The sequence below is a fragment of the Alsobacter soli genome, assembly GCF_003004785.1.
GTDB lineage: Bacteria > Pseudomonadota > Alphaproteobacteria > Rhizobiales > Beijerinckiaceae > Alsobacter > Alsobacter soli.
The window spans coordinates 26,700-42,610 of sequence record NZ_PVZS01000028.1 but is presented as its reverse complement, the minus strand read 5'-3'; the positions used below and the strand labels follow the sequence as shown (position 1 = coordinate 42,610).

Genomic DNA, 15,911 nt, shown 5'->3' with positions numbered 1-15,911 from the left:
ATCGCCCCCCACGGGGGGCGGTCGTCAATGGGTCGCGAAACCGACGGCGACCTGCCGGCCCGAGTTCCCGGATAGGCTCTCGGGTGCGATCTCGTCCGCTTCGTCGAGCAGCTTCTCGTAGATGTCCAAGTAGGACCGGGCCATGCGCTTGGCCGTGAAGCGCTGTTCGAACGCGGCGCGGATCGCGCGCCGGTCCATGCCGCGCGCCCGCGACACCGCCTCCACGGCCTCCTCCACCGAAGCGACGACGCAGCCGGTCACCCCCTCCGTCACCACTTCGGGGACCGATCCGTGGCGCCAGGCGATCACCGGCGTTCCCGAGGACATGGCCTCGATCATCACCAAGCCGAACGGCTCGCACCAGTCGATGGGAAACAGCAGCGCCATGGCGTTCCCCAGGAAACTGCACTTCTGGCGATCGTCGATCTCGCCCACGAACTCGACCAGGGGGTGGTCGAGCATCGGCTCGATGACCTTGGAGAAGTAGTCCTGGTCGGCCTTGTCCACCTTGGCGGCGATCTTCAGCGGAACGCCGGCGCGCTTCGCGATCTCGATGGCTCGGTCCGGCCTCTTCTCGGGTGAAATGCGGCCCAGGAAGGCGAGGTAGTCCCCGCCGCCTGGGGAGAAGGGGCAATGCTGGGACGGAAGCCCGTGGTAGACCGTCCCCCGCCAGTTGCAGCGGCCTGGTACCGGCGTGCGCTGGCTGTTGGAGATGGAGACCAACGGCATGTTGGGAAAGGCCCGATAGATCGGGTGGAAGTCCGGATAGTCCAGCCGGCCGTGCATGGTGGTCAGGGTCTTGGCCGCCAGGTGCTGGAACAGAGGAAACTGAATGAGATCAACGTGAAAGTGGATGATGTCGAACTCGTCGGCGCGACGGCGCACCTCGTCCACCATGACCAGGTGGCTCGCCAGGTGGTCGCGGATCCCCGCGAGCCGGAGGCCCTCCGGCACAACGGGCTCAAGGCGAGCCCGCGTGACGGAGTCACCGCTCGCGAACAGCGTGACGTCATGCCCCTCATCGACTAGGGCCTCCGTCAGCCACGACACGACCCGCTCCGTACCCCCATATAGCTTCGGCGGCACCGCTTCAGCCAACGGCGCGATCTGCGCGATTTTCATTGTGATCCTCATCAAAGCCTGGGCTGTCGCCGCCCCGCCTGACTGGCAATCGGTCTGGCCGCGAGTTGTTCCAAAGCGCACGGTGCAATGGCATGCGACAGCCACCCGCAGGGGCTCGCGGGAACCGGCGCCGGCCCTTCGCGACTGAGCTCCTCAGGCCTTGTGCCTCAGCGATGATCGTTTCCGGTGTCTGGCCCGAAGACGGCGGGCTTGCGCGCTCGCCAGCATCACAGAACGCGCGCGGGCCGGAAGGATGCGACGTCAAAGGGGGGCTGCTCCCCGGCCATCATGGCCGCCAGCGCCTCGCCGGTGCCGGGCCCCGTGGTGAACCCGATGTGCTGGTGCCCGAAGCCCAGCCACAAGCCTGGGTGACGCGGGGCCGGCCCGATCGCCGGAAGGCTGTCCGGCAGGGTAGGGCGGGCGCCGCGCCAGACCTCCCCCAAGGCTTCGCCGAGCGGCAGCACGCCTTGCGCCGCAGCCGTGGCCGCCTCGATCTGGTCGAGGCGCGAAGGAGCGTCCCGCGGCGCGAGTTCGACGCCGCTCGTGACCCGGACGCCGTTCTCGACGGGCGTGATGACGAAGGCGCGCTCGACGTCGTGGATCGGCCGGCGCAAGCTGCGGTCCGACGCCGCCCGGAACTCCCGGTGGTAGCCCCGCTCGAAACCAAGCGGAACACGGTACCCCAGTGGGCGTAGCAGGTCGGCGGACCACGGACCGAGCGCCACCACCACGTGGCGGCTCGTGAGCGGGCCCGCTTCGGTCTCCACCGTCCAAAGGTCGCCCTGCTTGCTCAGGCTCTGGATCTGGGTCTTCTCGATCCGGCCGCCCTCGCGGGCGAACATCGCCGCATAGGCGGCGACCACTTCCCCCGGGGAATCCACGGAAGCGGTCTGCGTGTGCAGCAGGCCGACGGCGTAGACCGGCGTGATGTCCGGCTCCAGTCCGGAGATGGCCTGGCGGTCCAGGATCTCCGAACCGATCCCGAACTCGGCGAGGGCCGCCTGCTCCCGCTTGGCGGGTTCGAGGCTGTCGCTGCGCCACGCCTTCAGCCATCCTGTCTCGCGAAGGCGCCGCTCGGCGCCCGCCTCCCTTATCCACCGCCGGTGCAGGGCGAGGGACGCCTGCAACAATCCATGCAACGCTGTCGAACGCCGCCGCGCCCCGACGGGCGTAGCATGCGCCAGGAAGGCGATCGACCAGGGCATGGTCCTGATCAGGTGGAACGGGTCGTAGCGGAGGGCCGGATGGCGGTTGCCCAGATAGCCCGGGAGGCTCTTCCACAGGCCAGGGTGGTTGAGCGGCAGCACCGACCCGGAGCTCACGATCCCCGCGTTGCCATAGGATGTCTCCCGGCCCGGCTCGCGTCTGTCGAGCAGCACGACCTCCAAGCCCCGCCGCCGGGCTGCGAGCGCGGTCGAGACGCCGACCATGCCGGCTCCCAAAACGATGACGTCGACCGGCCGGCGGTGGGCCTCGGGATTCTGGCTCATGAGGGGCAGGGCTCCTGTGTCGGCCGCGCTGGGCCCGGGAAGGCTTGGCTCGGATGCGGGACGCGCGCTCCACGTCAGCGTCCGGCCGCCATAGGCGTCAAGGTCAATTCTTCAGGCCCCGGCTGGCCAGCCATGAGGTCGGCCCGGGTTTCGCGTCGTCGGTGTTCGCCATGGATGACGACCTATGGCCTGATCTCCGGCTCGACGAGCTTGGCCAGGTTGAGCAGGGATTCCTGCCAGCCCAGGTAGCAGGCCTCGGTCGGGATCACGTCCGGCACTCCTTCCTGCGTAATCCCGATTTCAGTCCCCACTGAAACTGCCCGTAGCGTCACGGTGACCCGCATCTCGCCCGGCAGGTTGGGATCGTCGAACCGGTCCGTGTAGCGCAGGAGCGCACCCGGAACGAGTTCGACGTACTCGCCTCCAAATCCGTGGCTCATGCCGGTCGTGAAGTTCCGGAACGACATTCTGAATGCGCCGCCGACCCTTGGGTCGAGGCGCTCCACGGTGCAGACGAAGCCGTCGGGCGGAAGCCATTTGGCGAGGGCGTCCGGCTCGAGAAACGCCCGGTAGATCTTCTCCGGACTTGTTCGCAGGACCCTGTGCAGGGTGATGACGCCAGGCATGGTAACCTCCAATCCAGTTCTCCGGGCCAGGCTAGGCGCCCCATATCAGACCAAGCCGGGACGGGAGGCCTCGGCCTGAGCCCCCGCGAACACCAGGTGGCGTCGTCGTGCATGGCAGGAAAGCACTTTGGAGGCGGGCGGCGAAGCCCCTTTTCGCCTGATTGCCGAACCTGTCGCCCCATCCCGCAAGCGCAGGTCGTCCCGATCGAGACGGCGCGCGGAACCGCTCCGGCCCCCGCCGGTTGCCCCGATGGAAACGGAGGATCGAAGGAGGACGCCACATGAGAGCTATCCTGATCCTGGCGGCTGCTGCCGCCCTTGCGTCAGGGCCAGCGCTGGCCCAAGCGCAGACGATCGAGGCGGTCGGGGGCGAGAAGTGCAGCCCCGGACGCGGGCCCTTCACGGTGACCTTCGTCGCGCCGGAAGAGGCGCAACTGGAGGCGACCGCCAAGGCGAAGAACGCCCAAGGCGAGGCCGACCCCGCGCAGGACACCGCGAACCTCGAACTGGACGGAAAGGCCTGCGCCAAGGCGACTTGCAGGTTCAAGGCCAGCAAGGGGCAGAGCTACCACTTCAAGGCGACTGCGACGACGCGGGGACCATCCAACGTATGCATCACCGTCGCCCGGCCGACCTGAGGTGACCGGGCGTCGCGCCGGGTAGGGTGAGTGCGCCGACGAGCCTTTGCTGCGCAAAGCGTTGTCAGCGCCCCTGTTTTTGCGCGCTCGTCCGTGCTGTTGCCCGTTCGCTCGGTCGTGCTCCGAACTCTAGCCGACGCGCTTGGGCCAGTCTTCGAAAGGGCGGGCGTTCAGGACCCTGTCGGGCCCGATCCCTCCCTTGCGGGCCATGGAGACTCCCCAGGCGGTGAGGTCGAGCTCCTCGGCGCTGTGCGCGTCGGGGTTGATGCTGAACAGGCATCCAAGCTCCAGCGCCGTCCGATGCCATCGCCAATCGAGATCCAGTCGATGCGGATTGGCGTTGATCTCGACGGCGACGCCCGCTTCGGCGCAGGCGGCCAACACCCGGGGCACGTCGACGTCGTAGCCTTGGCGGCTTTTGAGCAGCCGGCCTGTCATGTGGCCCAGTACCGTCGTGAACGGGTTGCGGACCGCGCGGATCACCCGTTCGGTTTGCTCCTCCTCCGAGAGCCTGAAGCGGCTGTGGACACTGGCGACGACATAATCCAACTGGCCGAGAATCTCGTCGGGGTAATCGAGCGAGCCGTCGGGAAGAATGTCGGATTCGATGCCGTGCAGGATGCGGAAGGCCGAGCCATAGCGGGCGTTCAGCTCCCGGACGGCGCGCCGCTGCTCCAGCACGCTCTCGACGGCAAGCCCGCCGGCGTAGCTCGCCGACCGTGAATGGTCGGCAACCCCGAAATAGGCGTAGCCCCTGGCCCGGGTGGCTTCCGCCATCGCCTCCAGCGTGTCGGCTCCGTCCGAAAAATCGGTGTGACAGTGGATCAACCCGCGGAGGTCACCGAGAGCGACGAGCTTGGGCAACCGGCCTTTCGCCGCGAGTGCCACTTCCTCGCCTGTCTCCCGCAGCTCGGGGTCGATGAAGGGCAGCTTGAGGGCGCGGTAGACATCGGCCTCCTCGGGACAGGGCAGGAGAGCCCGCCCGCGCCTCAGGCCCTCGGTGTCGAGATAAAGGTTCATGGCGCAGGCGTGCGCCCGCAGGGCCGCGAGATGGTCATCCGAACCGGTGGCCAGCACCAGCGCCGGCCCGTAGAGCCCCGGCGGCGCGAGCCAGAGTTGGGCTCGGCCCGCCAGCTCCAGGATTTCGATCGCCGATCCCTCCGCGGACTCGGCCACCAACACGGCCGCTTGGACGAGTTCCAGCCCGCGCCTGAATTCGCCGGCGGGCGCGAGGCGCCGCAACTCCGGATGCGCGGCAGTCAGCCCGTCCTCCAGGCGACGCAGGTCCTCGCCGGCATGGTGGATCAGCTTGCGTCCGCGGGTTCGCCTGAGTTCCGCCACGGACGAGAGGATCTTCGCTTCGAATGAGGGACCGAAGCCCTTCAGGACTTGGAGCCGACCGGCGCGCGCGGCGCTCTCCAGCTCGTCCAGCGAAGCGATGCCGGCCCGGTCGTGCAGCAAACGGACTTTCTCGGGTGGCAGCCCTGGGACATGGAGCAGCTCGAGGACCCCGGGCGGATAGGCAGCGCGCAGCTTGGAGAGAGTCGGGGTCGTCCCGTGCTCGTGCAGCTCACGGATGACCCCGGCCAAGGAAGGCCCGACTCCAGGCAGATCGGTCAGGCGGCCTTCTCGTATGACCTCCTCGACAGGGGCCACGAGCGAGAGCAGCGATTGGGCCGCCCTGGCGTAGGATCGGGCCCTATAAGGGTTGTCCCCGGCCAAGGCGAGCCGTTGGCCGATTTCGAAAAGCAGAGAGGCGATCTCTACGGTGTCGTGTGGCATCGGCCCGGGCCCCGGCGTAGCGCTAGACCGAACGCCCTCAGGCCGCGTGGCTCCGGCCGATCCGGTCCCTCGCCGCTGTTCGTGGCGCCGTCCTTGGTGGCTCGGCCGGCGCGTCCAAGGCTCTGCCGGCGACGCGGCGAGCCCTGGATCACAGGGAGAGTGAAACGGCGCGCGATGGGCGGACAGTCGCGGCATCCGTCCGCCTCGGCCCGCCCCGGCAAGGCGTTCCTTCTCGGCGAGACGAGACACCTGATCGCGCCAGAGCCAGCGGACGCGGCGCCGGCTGCCCTGCTTAGAGCGGGGCCGCCTTCGACGGGCCGCGTTGCGGCTTCTTCGAGCCGAAGCTCTTCACCATGCGGGGGATCGCCCGCTTGTCCCGGATCGTGGGATTGGTCTTGAGGGGCGGCTCCGTGCGGATGGTGCTCTCATGGCTGATGGAGGATTCCGCCGGGGCGCGGCCCTGCTGGGCTTGAGCCCCGCTCGCCACGATGGCCCCTGCGAGGCTGGCGAAGACAAGAAGGTTCTTGGTCATGTCTCGACTCCAGGCATATGCAAATCAAACCTGCGGCGCCTCGATGAAGTTCCCGTGCGGGGGCCGCCTGCGCAGGTCCGGGCGAGGCCAGCCTGCCTGTCGGTGTCGGCCGGCGCTCGAACCGCTGGTCAGACTGGGCGTTGTATCTGGGCGCGCCCGGCCGGTCTCTCCGCGTGTCCTTTCCGGTCGCGGCGCCGCGGAACGGGAGCGTCCCATGCGCCGGTGTCTGTCGGCATGCGCAGTGCTCGTTCTGTGCGGTCTCGCCATCGTCTGCGGCCATGAGGCGTCCTTCGCAGCGACGGCCCGGACGGGTGTTCGCGTCGAGGTCTTCGCCCAGGCGCCCGGGGCGCGCTCGCTGGCCCTCTGCGCAGGTCGTGTCTACGTCGGGACGAAAGGGGACAGTGTTTACAGTATTCCGCTTTCGGGCGGCGCGGCGGTTCGCGCCGCAGCGGGCCTCTCTGCGCCGAACGGAGTCGCCTGCCTGGCGGGCCGCCTCTTTGTGGCCGCGCGCGACCGCGTCGTGGCGTTCACGCCCGGCCCAGGTCGGCTTGGAATGGGCGAGGTGATCCGCTCCGGGCTTCCCAACAAGAGCCATCACGGGCTCCGGTACATCAAGGCGGGCCCTGACGGCCGCCTCTATGTGGCCCTGGGGTCGCCCTGCAACATTTGCCAGCCGCAGGGACTTGAGGGCTCCATCGTCAGGATGGACCCGGATGGAGGCGCCTTCGAGCGGGTCGCATGGGGCGTGCGCAACTCGGTCGGGTTCGACTGGCGTGACGGAGCGATGTACTTCACCGACAACGGCGCGGACGGGATGGGCGACGACACGCCGCCTGACGAACTGAACCGGCTGGCCCAGGGGGCCTTCTACGGCTTTCCCTTTTTCGGCGGACGAACGCGTCTGCGCGGCTTCGAGAGGGCTCCTCCGCCTACCGGACAGCAGCCGCCCATCCACGAGTTCCAGGCGCACGTCGCGGCTCTTGGAATCCACTTCTACCGGGGCGCCATGTTTCCCGAGTTGCGCGGCCGGGCCCTTGTCGCCGAACACGGGAGCTGGAATCGAAGCGTTCCGGTCGGCCGCCAGCTGGTCGTTGTGGGGACGGACGCCGGCCCCGACAGGCCCTTCGTGAGCGGGATCGGGCGACCGGTCGACGTCGCCGAGTTGCCGGACGGTTCGATCCTGGTGTCAGACGATGCCGGCGGGAAGATCTGGCGGGTGAGCCGCTGACCTGGTGCTGTATTCTGGTCGGCTAACCTCAATGCGCCGGAAAGCGGCCCGTGTGGACCTGGAGGACTGATTCTGGTCAATTCAGACGCCTCCTGCGTCTGCGCTGAACGTACAAACCCACGCACGCAGCCGTAAAGAGATCCGGGTCCAATGCTGGGCGCCGCGCGATGTACTCGGCTACTTTTGATCCGAACTCGCCTTCGCCAAGGTGGCCCTGATCATCCACCAGACGCTCTGCAGCCGTCCAGAGGCTTGGGTCTTCGGGTTCTTGGTCCGTCATCGCCGAGGCCTCTGCCTCCAGCTGAACTCGTCGGACGATGCATTGAATATCGAGAAAGCTCAAGGGCAGTGATCGCCTCGAATCTACTCTGCGTTCCCGTTTGAGGGAGCCGTCGTCGTGCCTCCGAGGCCTGCTTCAGCCCACGCCACCCGCGAGGAGGCGGCGAGGTTCCAACGCGGCTGAGAATCGATGCGGGCCCACTCGATTCCCGCGGAGCCCCGGCGCCGCCGCTCCGGTCACGTAGTCGGCCACTTGACGGCCATAACTCGGCTAGCGCAATTGTTCGCACACCTGGTCGTACCGAATGACGATCACGCTTCAGCGTTGGGCCGATGCGGAGCCGTCCGGGTCCTTGCCATACGCGATTCTCTCTAGGTGAAATCCATGCACGGCCGGGCCCAAACCACGATTTCCCACCGTGCGATCATGCCGGTGCTGATCGCCCTCAGCGTGACGCACCTCCTCAATGACCTTATCCAGTCGCTGATCCCGGCGGTCTACCCGATCATCAAGGACGTGTATCGCCTGGACTTCGGCCAGATCGGAATCATCACGCTCACCTTTCAGGTGACAGCGTCGCTGTTCCAGCCATTGGTGGGCCACTACACGGACAGCCGCCCGATGCCCTTCTCCATGGTGGTGGGGATGGCGTTCACCCTGGCGGGGCTGCTGGGGCTGGCCTTCGCCGGCAGCTATGGGCAGCTGCTTGCGGCGTCCGCCGGCGTCGGACTTGGCTCCTCGATCTTCCACCCGGAAGCGACGCGCATGGCGCGAACGGCCTCCGGCGGCAGGCAGGGGCTCGCGCAGGGAATCTTCCAGGTGGGCGGCCAGGCGGGCGGGTCGCTGGGGCCGCTGCTTGCGGCCTTCGTGATCGTGCCCAACGGCCAGAAGAGCCTGTCCTGGTTCGCCGTCCTGGCGCTTGCGGCGATCGCGCTCATGGTCTGGACCGTGCGGCAGCACCTCGAACACCGCAAGACCCAGGGCGGCGCTGTGTCGAGCAGGTCCGCAGCCGCTCCGTCGTTGTCGCGAGCCCAGATCTTCTGGGCCATGACGGTATTGATCGTCCTGCTCTTCTCCAAGAACGCCTACAACGCGAGCTTCACCTCGTTTTACACTTTTTATCTTCTGGAGCGCTTCGGGGTCTCCATCCAGACCTCGCAGCTCATGCTGTTCCTGTTTCTCGTGTCGGCCGCGGCCGGCGTTCTCGCGGGCGGCATCATCGGGGACAGAGTGGGGCGCGACAGGATCATCTGGTTTTCCATCCTCGGCGCGCTTCCCTTCGCGTTGATGCTGCCCTTCGCCAACCTGTTCTGGACGGGCGTGCTGACGGTGGTCATCAACCTGATCATGGCCAGCGCCTTCGCCAGCATCCTGATCTACGCCATGGACCTCCTGCCCGAACGCGTGGGGCTGATCGGAGGACTGTTCTACGGCCTTTCGTTCGGACTGGGCGGCCTTGCCGCGGCGATCCTGGGCGAAGTCGCCGACGCCGTCGGAATCCAGACGGTCTATCGCCTCTGCGCCTTCCTGCCGGCGATGGGCCTGCTCGCCTATTTCCTGCCGAAAACTCGGCCGCGCGCGGCCGGATGAGGGCTGGCGCCGGCGTTGTGGGTCCGCCGAGCGGCGATGAGGCTTGAGGCCGCAAGCCGCAGCAGCTTGCTGCTCCGCGGTGAGACCTGACCCAACGCCTATCGATCAGCTTGATTGCCGTCCGACGGCCAGAGCCCACCAGTCCAAATGGCTGAGTTCGGCTGCGTGGCCGAGAGCCTTATCATCGTGCTGGGGCCACAACGCCGGCTGCGATCCGGCAGGGTGAGGGAGGCGCGCGATGAGAAAGCTGTTCGTCCTGGCCAGCGCATGTGTCGCTCTGTCCGCAGTTTCCGCGTCCGCCCAGGACAAGGCCGCGATCACCAAGCTGAACGATGCGTTCGAGGCCGCCTTCAAGAAGGGCGACTTCGCCGCCGTCGGCAGCATGTATGCAGAAGACGCCTTTCTCCTTCCCTCCGGCTCCCCCATGATCCATGGGCGGAGCAAGATCCAGGGCTACTGGACGGAAGCCGCCAAGACCATTGGCGACTTGAAGCTCACTACGGAAGACGTCAAGCCGCTCGGAGAGAGCAGCGCGCGGGAAATCGGCACATTCACTCTGGCGAGCAAGGGCGAGCCGCGTCAGGAGATGAGCGGCAAATACGTCGTGATCTGGGAGAAGAGCGGCGGCGCTTGGAAGCTTGCGACGGACATCTGGAACTCGGACAAATAGCTCGCCGGGACGACGATCCGCGTCAGCGGCTCATGTCCGCGAGGGCCTCGCGCATCGCTGTGCTCGGGATTCCGAAGAAGCCCCCATAGGGCGTGTCGAGATCGACGATGACGAACATCACGCTCGATACGCTGACGACCCCGATGCCCAGGACCATCGCCGTCACGCGGCGACGCGGGATCTGCAGCCCGAAACTCACGAAGACGAGGGCCAGCCACAGGCTGATGATGGCGGTGAACACGTTTCCGGAGGGGGCGTGCGTGTCCTCGATCACGGCCCAGCGCCCCTGCAGGGCCGCTTCGTAGGCGGCCCTGCAGCGTGCGGCCGTGTTGGCCCCTGTGTGATCCGACGGAGCCGCCGCATCGATGGCCAGCCCGACTTCGGACATCAGCCTGGCAAGGCTGGCGTCCTCGCCCCGCAACGCCATGCCCTTCGGGTCGGGCATGCCCTCGATGGTCGGCTTTGGCTCGTCCGGCCAGGTGCTGGCGATCACCGCGGCCGTGTACTGCCGGAGCCGAAGCCTCGTCTGCTCCATCGGCGCGCCGAGACCGCGCAGGCACTGGTCGAGCCGCGCCAGCTCAGAGGCGTACGCTGCGCGATTGCGGCTGGCCCCGTCATAGGCGGAGCGCGCCCTGGACAACTGCAGGCTCAGGACAAGAGCCGCGAAGGTCACCAGCAGGCCGGTCATCATGCGAACGGCCTCCATGTTCTCGCTGGAGAGGTGCTCGGTGGGCAGCCGTTTGCGCAGATGCATCCCGGCCAAGGCGCTCAGGCTGAGCAGCGCTAGGAAGCCAAGGCCGTAGAGAAGCTCTGTCATGGTTGGCGCTCGCCTGCCCGCGGCCGGGAGGAAGGGCATGAGGCTGTGTTCCGCCAGCCAATCTAAGCTGAAATGGCACGCCACTGTCCAGGGCGCCCCCTCCCGCGCCTGTCCGTGCGCGTAACGCAGAACCGAGGCCCTCAAGCGCTCGGTGACTGTCCCGGCCCAGTGCGCCTGTAATTTTTGGCCCTCGCTTCAGGCTGGTGTGCCTGTGCGGGCACAGGCTGGCGTTAAGCCAGCGCAACCCCTCCCGTTTAGGGATGAATCGAGATTAATGATGACCTAAATGGGTCATTGTGACCCAGCGGCCCACGGCACAGCGTTTGTAGCAACGTCCCTGCAACAATCGGACGGAACACAATATGGCGTCAGCGGAATTATTTCAGGATCGCTCCCAGCAGTCGCGCCAGCGGCGTGCCGACCTCCTGGTGGCTGTCGGGCTCGGCTCGGCCTGCGTGATCGCCGAAACGCTGTGGCTCGGATTTCTGGCTTGGGTCGGCTTGCGCCTTATCGGCGTGATCTGAATCGGCGACTTCTGGTCGGCAGAGATGGCCTGACCTCACCAATCGATGGCGAGGTCCCCGTCGTCCAGCAATGGCGCGCGAGCGGCGAGCTCCAGAAAAACCGCCAAGCATGCAAGATCTAAAATGGCGTACCACATGGAGGTCTCCATCCCAGGGCCGGCTCCTTAGCGGAGCTCTGCTTGAGGACTTCTGCGACTCAGTACGCGAGAGTTGGAACAAAGGTTCCTTCAAGTTGCGCAAAGGCGCAAGCACTTCCGTCGATCCACGCGGCAGCGGGCGCGTGAACCTCAAGGTGAAGGGCGCATGGAGGGCTGCCGCACTTCAACGGGCCTCGGGTCGGTCTCTGAGCTTAACGGGGCGGAGCTTCACGGTTGTCCTGCCCCTTTCAGGCATGGCTCCCGATGCCTTCAGGTGAGCGCGTGTCCACGTTGGGATATGCGACTTGATCTCGTGTTCCGTCTGGACGCCGTCGGCTTGCGCCTGCGCAGGGTCGCTCTCTGAATCCGAGGGTCACCAGGGTCCAAGAGGCGCACCCGCCGACGTGAGCGTTGTCGTGAACGGTCTGCTTCGCGTAACACGGGCGTGATGTGCCCTGATGCGCGCGTTCAGTTAGTTTCGATCGGCGCCGGGCGCGGCCGTCGCCGAGCAACTCGCCCAAAAAGGCAGGGAGGACAGGATGGCTTTCACAGGCTGGATTCTTGGGGCCACGGCCCTGTTGGCTCAGGTTGGGTTTGCGGCCGCGCAAGATGCTTCGATGAGTTTCTTCGTCACGAGCGTCGGCATCGGCCGCGGCGGCGATCTTGGGGGGCTCGCCGGCGCTGACCAGCACTGTCAGCGCCTCGCGAGCGCCGTGGGCGCGGGCTCCCGGACCTGGCGCGCCTACCTGAGCACCCAAGGCGACGGCGCCGTGAACGCGCGCGACCGCATCGGCTCAGGTCCATGGATGAACGCAAAGGGTGAGGTGATCGCCAAGAGCGTCGACGACCTGCACGGCCCCGCCAACAACCTTACGAAGCAAACCGCTCTGAACGAGAGGGGCGAGGTCGTGAAAGGGCGCGGCGACCAGCCCAACACGCATGATATCCTCACCGGCTCGACACCCGAGGGAACCGCCTTTCCCGGCGGCGCCGACATGACGTGCCGCAATTGGACCAGCAGCACGACTGGAGCGGCCATGTTGGGGCACTCGGACCGGACCGGGCTGGATGAGAGCGCGGCCGCAAAGTCCTGGAACTCGTCACACCCCTCCCGCGGCCCGGGCGGGGGCTGCGCGCAGGATGACCTGCGGAGCACCGGCGGGGCCGGCTTGCTGTATTGCTTTGCAGCTCGATAGATCGGCGAAGGTTTTCAGCCGAGGGCGCTGTCAGGGTGAAGCGCCGTCTCACCTGCAGCGGCGCGATGAGCGTTTGGGCTGGTGACGCGCACACTGGCCTTAAATCCGTAGCGTCTGGAAAAAACCCCGAGCGTCGGCGCGCCAAGTTGCTCGGCCGAAGCCGGCCTCTTTGTTCCGCTGCGTGGCGACTGCGCTACAGCCTGCGGCACTCGATAGGAGGAAGATGCCGCAGGATGGTCGCCTCGGAGGATTGTCATGCACAACCGTCCCGATCGCCGCAGGCAGGAACGAGAGAGATCGCCTGCGCCACCGCCGCTGAACCCGCGCCGCGCCGCGGCCCGGGCCGCCCTGTCGCAGCGCTTGGCCAGAAAGCTTGCCTCCTGCGCGGCGGCCCGGAGCATTGTCGGCTAATTTGTGGGACGTCGGGGGTCGAGAAGGCTTCCCGAAATGCTCGGTGCGCCGGCGTGCGAGAGCCTGACCTTTCCTCCGCACCGGCGGAGCGTCGGCGGCACGCCTGTAGGCTGCTGGAGAAAGAGGCCGGCGCGATGCCTGAGCGGCGCGACCTTCGTCGCTCACGCTATCGCGTGAAGTCCGTGTAAAGAGATCCGGTCTCCGTTCTTGCGCGCCGGTCACGGCGCCGCCCCGGGTTTCGGAGCGCCGCGCCAAGCATGCCCAGAGAGGTCGTTCCATGCCTGACTCCAATATTTCCGGCCCGGAGATCCCGTTTTCGCCGCATACCTCGCACTGGGGCGTGTTTTCGGCCCGGATGAAAGATGGCGAGCTTCAGGTTCGATCCCACCCCGGCGATCCCGATCCCAACGAGGTGATCCAGAACTTCCCCGCCGCCCTGCGCCATCGCGCGCGCATTGCAGGGCCGATGGTTCGGCGCGGCTGGCTCGAGAACGGCCCCGGCCCGGACGATCGGCGCGGCCGAGACGACTACGTGCCGATGTCGTGGACGGCCGTGCTCGACCTGCTCGGCAAGGAGCTGCTCCGCGTGCGCGATGGCTTCGGCCCGGGGGCGATCTTCGGCGGCTCTTATGGCTGGGCCAGCGCCGGCCGCTTCCATCATGCGCAGAGCCAGATCCATCGTTTCCTGAATGTCGCCTGCGGCGGCTACGTCAAGTCGGTGAACAGCTACTCCTCCGGGTCCTCGCAGGTGCTGGTCCCGCACATCATCGGCGAGTACGAGGATCTCACGAAACGCAACGTCTCCTGGGACCAGGTCGCCGAGCACAGCGACATCGTGCTGGCCTTCGGCGGCATGGCGCTGAAGAACTCGATGGTTGCCGGAGGCGGCGTCAGCAAGCATGTCGAGCGGGGCGCGATGCAGCGTGCGGCCGAGCGCGGCTGCGCATTCGTGCTGGTCAGCCCCCTGCGGGCCGATCTGCCGGACGAGGCGCAAGCGCAGTGGATCTCCTGCGCTCCGGCCAGCGACACGGCCCTGATGATGGCCATCGTCCACACCTTGGTCGTCGAGGGCCTGCACGACCGGGGGTTCCTGGAGCGCTGCACCGTCGGATGGTCGATTTTCGAGCGCTACCTGCGAGGCGAAACCGACGGCCAGCCCAAGGACGCCGCCTGGGCGGAGCCGCTGACAGGCGTCGCCGCCGCCGAGATCGTCGCGCTGGCGCGGCGCCTCGCCGGCAAGCGCGCGCTGATCGTGGTGTCGCATTCGCTGCAGCGGGCCGAACACGGCGAGCAACCGGTCTGGATGGGCATGGTGTTGGCCGCGGCGCTCGGCCAGATCGGCCTGCCTGGCGGCGGGTACGCCTACGCCCTCGGGGCCATCGCCTATTACGGCCGCCGCTTCAACGCCGTGCCCCTGCCGACCCTGTCGCAGGGACGCAACTGCGTGCGTGATTTCATCCCGGTCGCGCGCGTCTCCGACATGCTGCTCAACCCCGGCCGGACCTACCGCTACAACGGCGAGACCCGGACCTATCCCGAGATCAAGCTGGTCTACTGGGCCGGCGGCAATCCGTTCCATCACCACCAGGACCTCAACCGGCTGCGAAAGGCCTTCGCTCGCGTGGATACGCTGGTGGTCCATGAGTTGGCCTGGACCGCGACGGCCCGCCATGCCGATTTCGTCCTGCCCTGCACCATGACGCTGGAGCGCGAGGACATCGGCGGCAACTCGAATGACCCTTTGCTGGTCCCGATGCGCTCGGTCGCCCCGCCTTATGGCCAGGCGCGCGACGACTACGAGATTTTCGCGGATCTGGCCGAGAGGCTCGGCGCGCGCGAGGCCTTCACCGAGGGCCGCAGCGTGCTGGAGTGGCTCGAACACCTGTACCAGCCGACCCGCGACGGCCTGGCGGCCCTGGGGCTGCCGGCGCCGAGCTTCGCCGAATTCTGGGCCAACGAAGGCTACGAACTGCCGCAGCAGCCCGATGATGGCGGCAATCTGCGCGCCTTCCGCGAGGACCCGGAAGGCAGGCCACTGGCGACCCCGAGCGGAAAACTGGAGATCTACTCCGAGACCATCGCGAGCTTCGGCGAGGCCGATTGCCCCGGGCATCCCGTCTGGCTCGGGGCTCCATACCAGCCTGACGAGACCACGCCCTACGTGCTGGTCGCCAACCAGCCGAGAACGCGTCTGCACAGCCAGCTCGATTTCGGGGGCCACAGCGCGGGCGCCAAGCATCGGGGACGCGAGGTGGCGCGGATGCATCCCGAGGACGCAGCCGCCCGCGGCATCCAGGACGGCGACATCATCCGTCTGTTCAACAGCCGCGGCGCCTGCCTAGCCGCCGTCGTGCTCACCCAAGACATCCGGCGCGGCGTGATTCAGCTGCCGACCGGGGCCTGGTACGACCCTGCCGACCGGGACGAAGACAAGCCGCTCTGCGTCCACGGCAATCCCAATGTCCTGACGCGCGACATCGGCACCTCGGCGCTGGCTCAAGGCTGCACGGGGCAGCTCACGACGGTTCAGGTGGAGCGGTTCGACGGCAACTTGCCGCCCATCCAGGCCTACGATCCGCCCGTGGCCGGGGCGACATGAGGACGGGGCGCAGCCCGCGCCTCTGAACGCGCGCGGGATGGGCGCGCCCGGGCGACCATCGGCTGGGCCCTGGCGGGGGCGCCGAATGCAAGCCCGACCTCCATGGGCTCGGTCGACCAGGTCTGCCAGGAAGTCGGCCGCACTCGCCTTACCGCCGCGCAAAGCTCGCCCGAGTGTTCCCCCAGCCCGCCCCGAATTCCAGTCCTGTCCGCCCGACCTGAGCGGTCCCCGGCCTGCGGGCCGTGTCGCCATGAGCACGGGTCGGAGCC

General features: G+C 67.4%; 13 protein-coding genes. 7 read left to right on the top strand and 6 right to left on the bottom strand.

The features are described from left to right. Positions 1–24 precede the first annotated feature (24 nt). The 3 genes from SLNSH_RS19740 to SLNSH_RS19730 all read right to left on the bottom strand — a co-directional run bounded on the left by SLNSH_RS19740 (position 25) and on the right by SLNSH_RS19730 (position 3,238). Positions 25–1,122 carry a glycosyltransferase family 4 protein gene (locus SLNSH_RS19740; protein WP_106339134.1) on the bottom strand — a complete coding sequence of 366 codons (1,098 nt, stop codon included), beginning with the start codon at positions 1,120–1,122 and terminating at the stop codon, positions 25–27. Between the two features lie 227 nt (positions 1,123–1,349). Continuing rightward, positions 1,350–2,612 carry an NAD(P)/FAD-dependent oxidoreductase gene (locus tag SLNSH_RS19735; protein ID WP_106339132.1) on the bottom strand — a complete coding sequence of 421 codons (1,263 nt, stop codon included), beginning with the start codon at positions 2,610–2,612 and terminating at the stop codon, positions 1,350–1,352. 182 nt (positions 2,613–2,794) lie between these two features. Next, the gene (locus SLNSH_RS19730) at positions 2,795–3,238 is read right to left on the bottom strand and encodes an SRPBCC family protein (RefSeq protein WP_106339130.1); all 444 of its coding nucleotides are present in this window, start codon (positions 3,236–3,238) and stop codon (positions 2,795–2,797) included. 281 nt (positions 3,239–3,519) lie between these two features. On the opposite strand from SLNSH_RS19730, the gene SLNSH_RS19725 reads away from it, so the two are divergent. Beyond that, entirely contained in the window at positions 3,520–3,876 is a 357-nt protein-coding gene (locus SLNSH_RS19725) for a hypothetical protein (RefSeq protein ID WP_106339128.1), read from the top strand. A gap of 129 nt (positions 3,877–4,005) precedes the next feature. On the opposite strand, the gene SLNSH_RS19720 is transcribed toward SLNSH_RS19725, so the two are convergent. Both SLNSH_RS19720 and SLNSH_RS19715 read right to left on the bottom strand, forming a co-directional pair. Further along, a complete protein-coding gene (locus SLNSH_RS19720) occupies positions 4,006–5,658 on the bottom strand; it encodes a DNA polymerase/3'-5' exonuclease PolX (protein ID WP_106339126.1) in 1,653 nt (550 codons plus the stop codon). A 292-nt stretch (positions 5,659–5,950) separates the two neighbouring features. After that, on the bottom strand, positions 5,951–6,190 hold the full coding sequence (locus tag SLNSH_RS19715) for a hypothetical protein (protein ID WP_106339124.1): 240 nt from the start codon (positions 6,188–6,190) through the stop codon (positions 5,951–5,953). Between the two features lie 214 nt (positions 6,191–6,404). Between SLNSH_RS19715 and SLNSH_RS19710 the strand changes: the two genes are divergently transcribed. From SLNSH_RS19710 to SLNSH_RS19700, 3 genes are all read left to right on the top strand, one after another. Continuing rightward, complete coding sequence (locus tag SLNSH_RS19710; RefSeq protein ID WP_106339122.1) at positions 6,405–7,418, top strand: PQQ-dependent sugar dehydrogenase; 1,014 nt, start codon at positions 6,405–6,407, stop codon at positions 7,416–7,418. 664 nt (positions 7,419–8,082) lie between these two features. Further along, on the top strand, positions 8,083–9,288 hold the full coding sequence (locus tag SLNSH_RS19705; protein WP_106339120.1) for an MFS transporter: 1,206 nt from the start codon (positions 8,083–8,085) through the stop codon (positions 9,286–9,288). Positions 9,289–9,526: 238 nt separating this feature from the next. Then, positions 9,527–9,958, top strand: a complete 432-nt coding sequence (locus SLNSH_RS19700; protein WP_106339118.1) for a YybH family protein — start codon at positions 9,527–9,529, stop codon at positions 9,956–9,958. A 22-nt stretch (positions 9,959–9,980) separates the two neighbouring features. Here the strand turns inward: SLNSH_RS19700 and SLNSH_RS19695 are convergent, their stop codons facing one another. Next, positions 9,981–10,775, bottom strand: coding sequence for a bestrophin-like domain (locus tag SLNSH_RS19695; protein ID WP_106339116.1), 795 nt, complete (start codon positions 10,773–10,775; stop codon positions 9,981–9,983). Between the two features lie 362 nt (positions 10,776–11,137). Between SLNSH_RS19695 and SLNSH_RS24970 the strand changes: the two genes are divergently transcribed. From SLNSH_RS24970 to SLNSH_RS19685, 3 genes are all read left to right on the top strand, one after another. Next, positions 11,138–11,299 carry a hypothetical protein gene (locus SLNSH_RS24970; protein ID WP_158266831.1) on the top strand — a complete coding sequence of 54 codons (162 nt, stop codon included), beginning with the start codon at positions 11,138–11,140 and terminating at the stop codon, positions 11,297–11,299. 676 nt (positions 11,300–11,975) lie between these two features. Beyond that, the gene (locus tag SLNSH_RS19690; RefSeq protein ID WP_106339114.1) at positions 11,976–12,632 is read left to right on the top strand and encodes a lectin; all 657 of its coding nucleotides are present in this window, start codon (positions 11,976–11,978) and stop codon (positions 12,630–12,632) included. 688 nt (positions 12,633–13,320) lie between these two features. Then, a complete protein-coding gene (locus SLNSH_RS19685; protein ID WP_158266830.1) occupies positions 13,321–15,642 on the top strand; it encodes a molybdopterin guanine dinucleotide-containing S/N-oxide reductase in 2,322 nt (773 codons plus the stop codon). Positions 15,643–15,911: the final 269 nt, after the last annotated feature.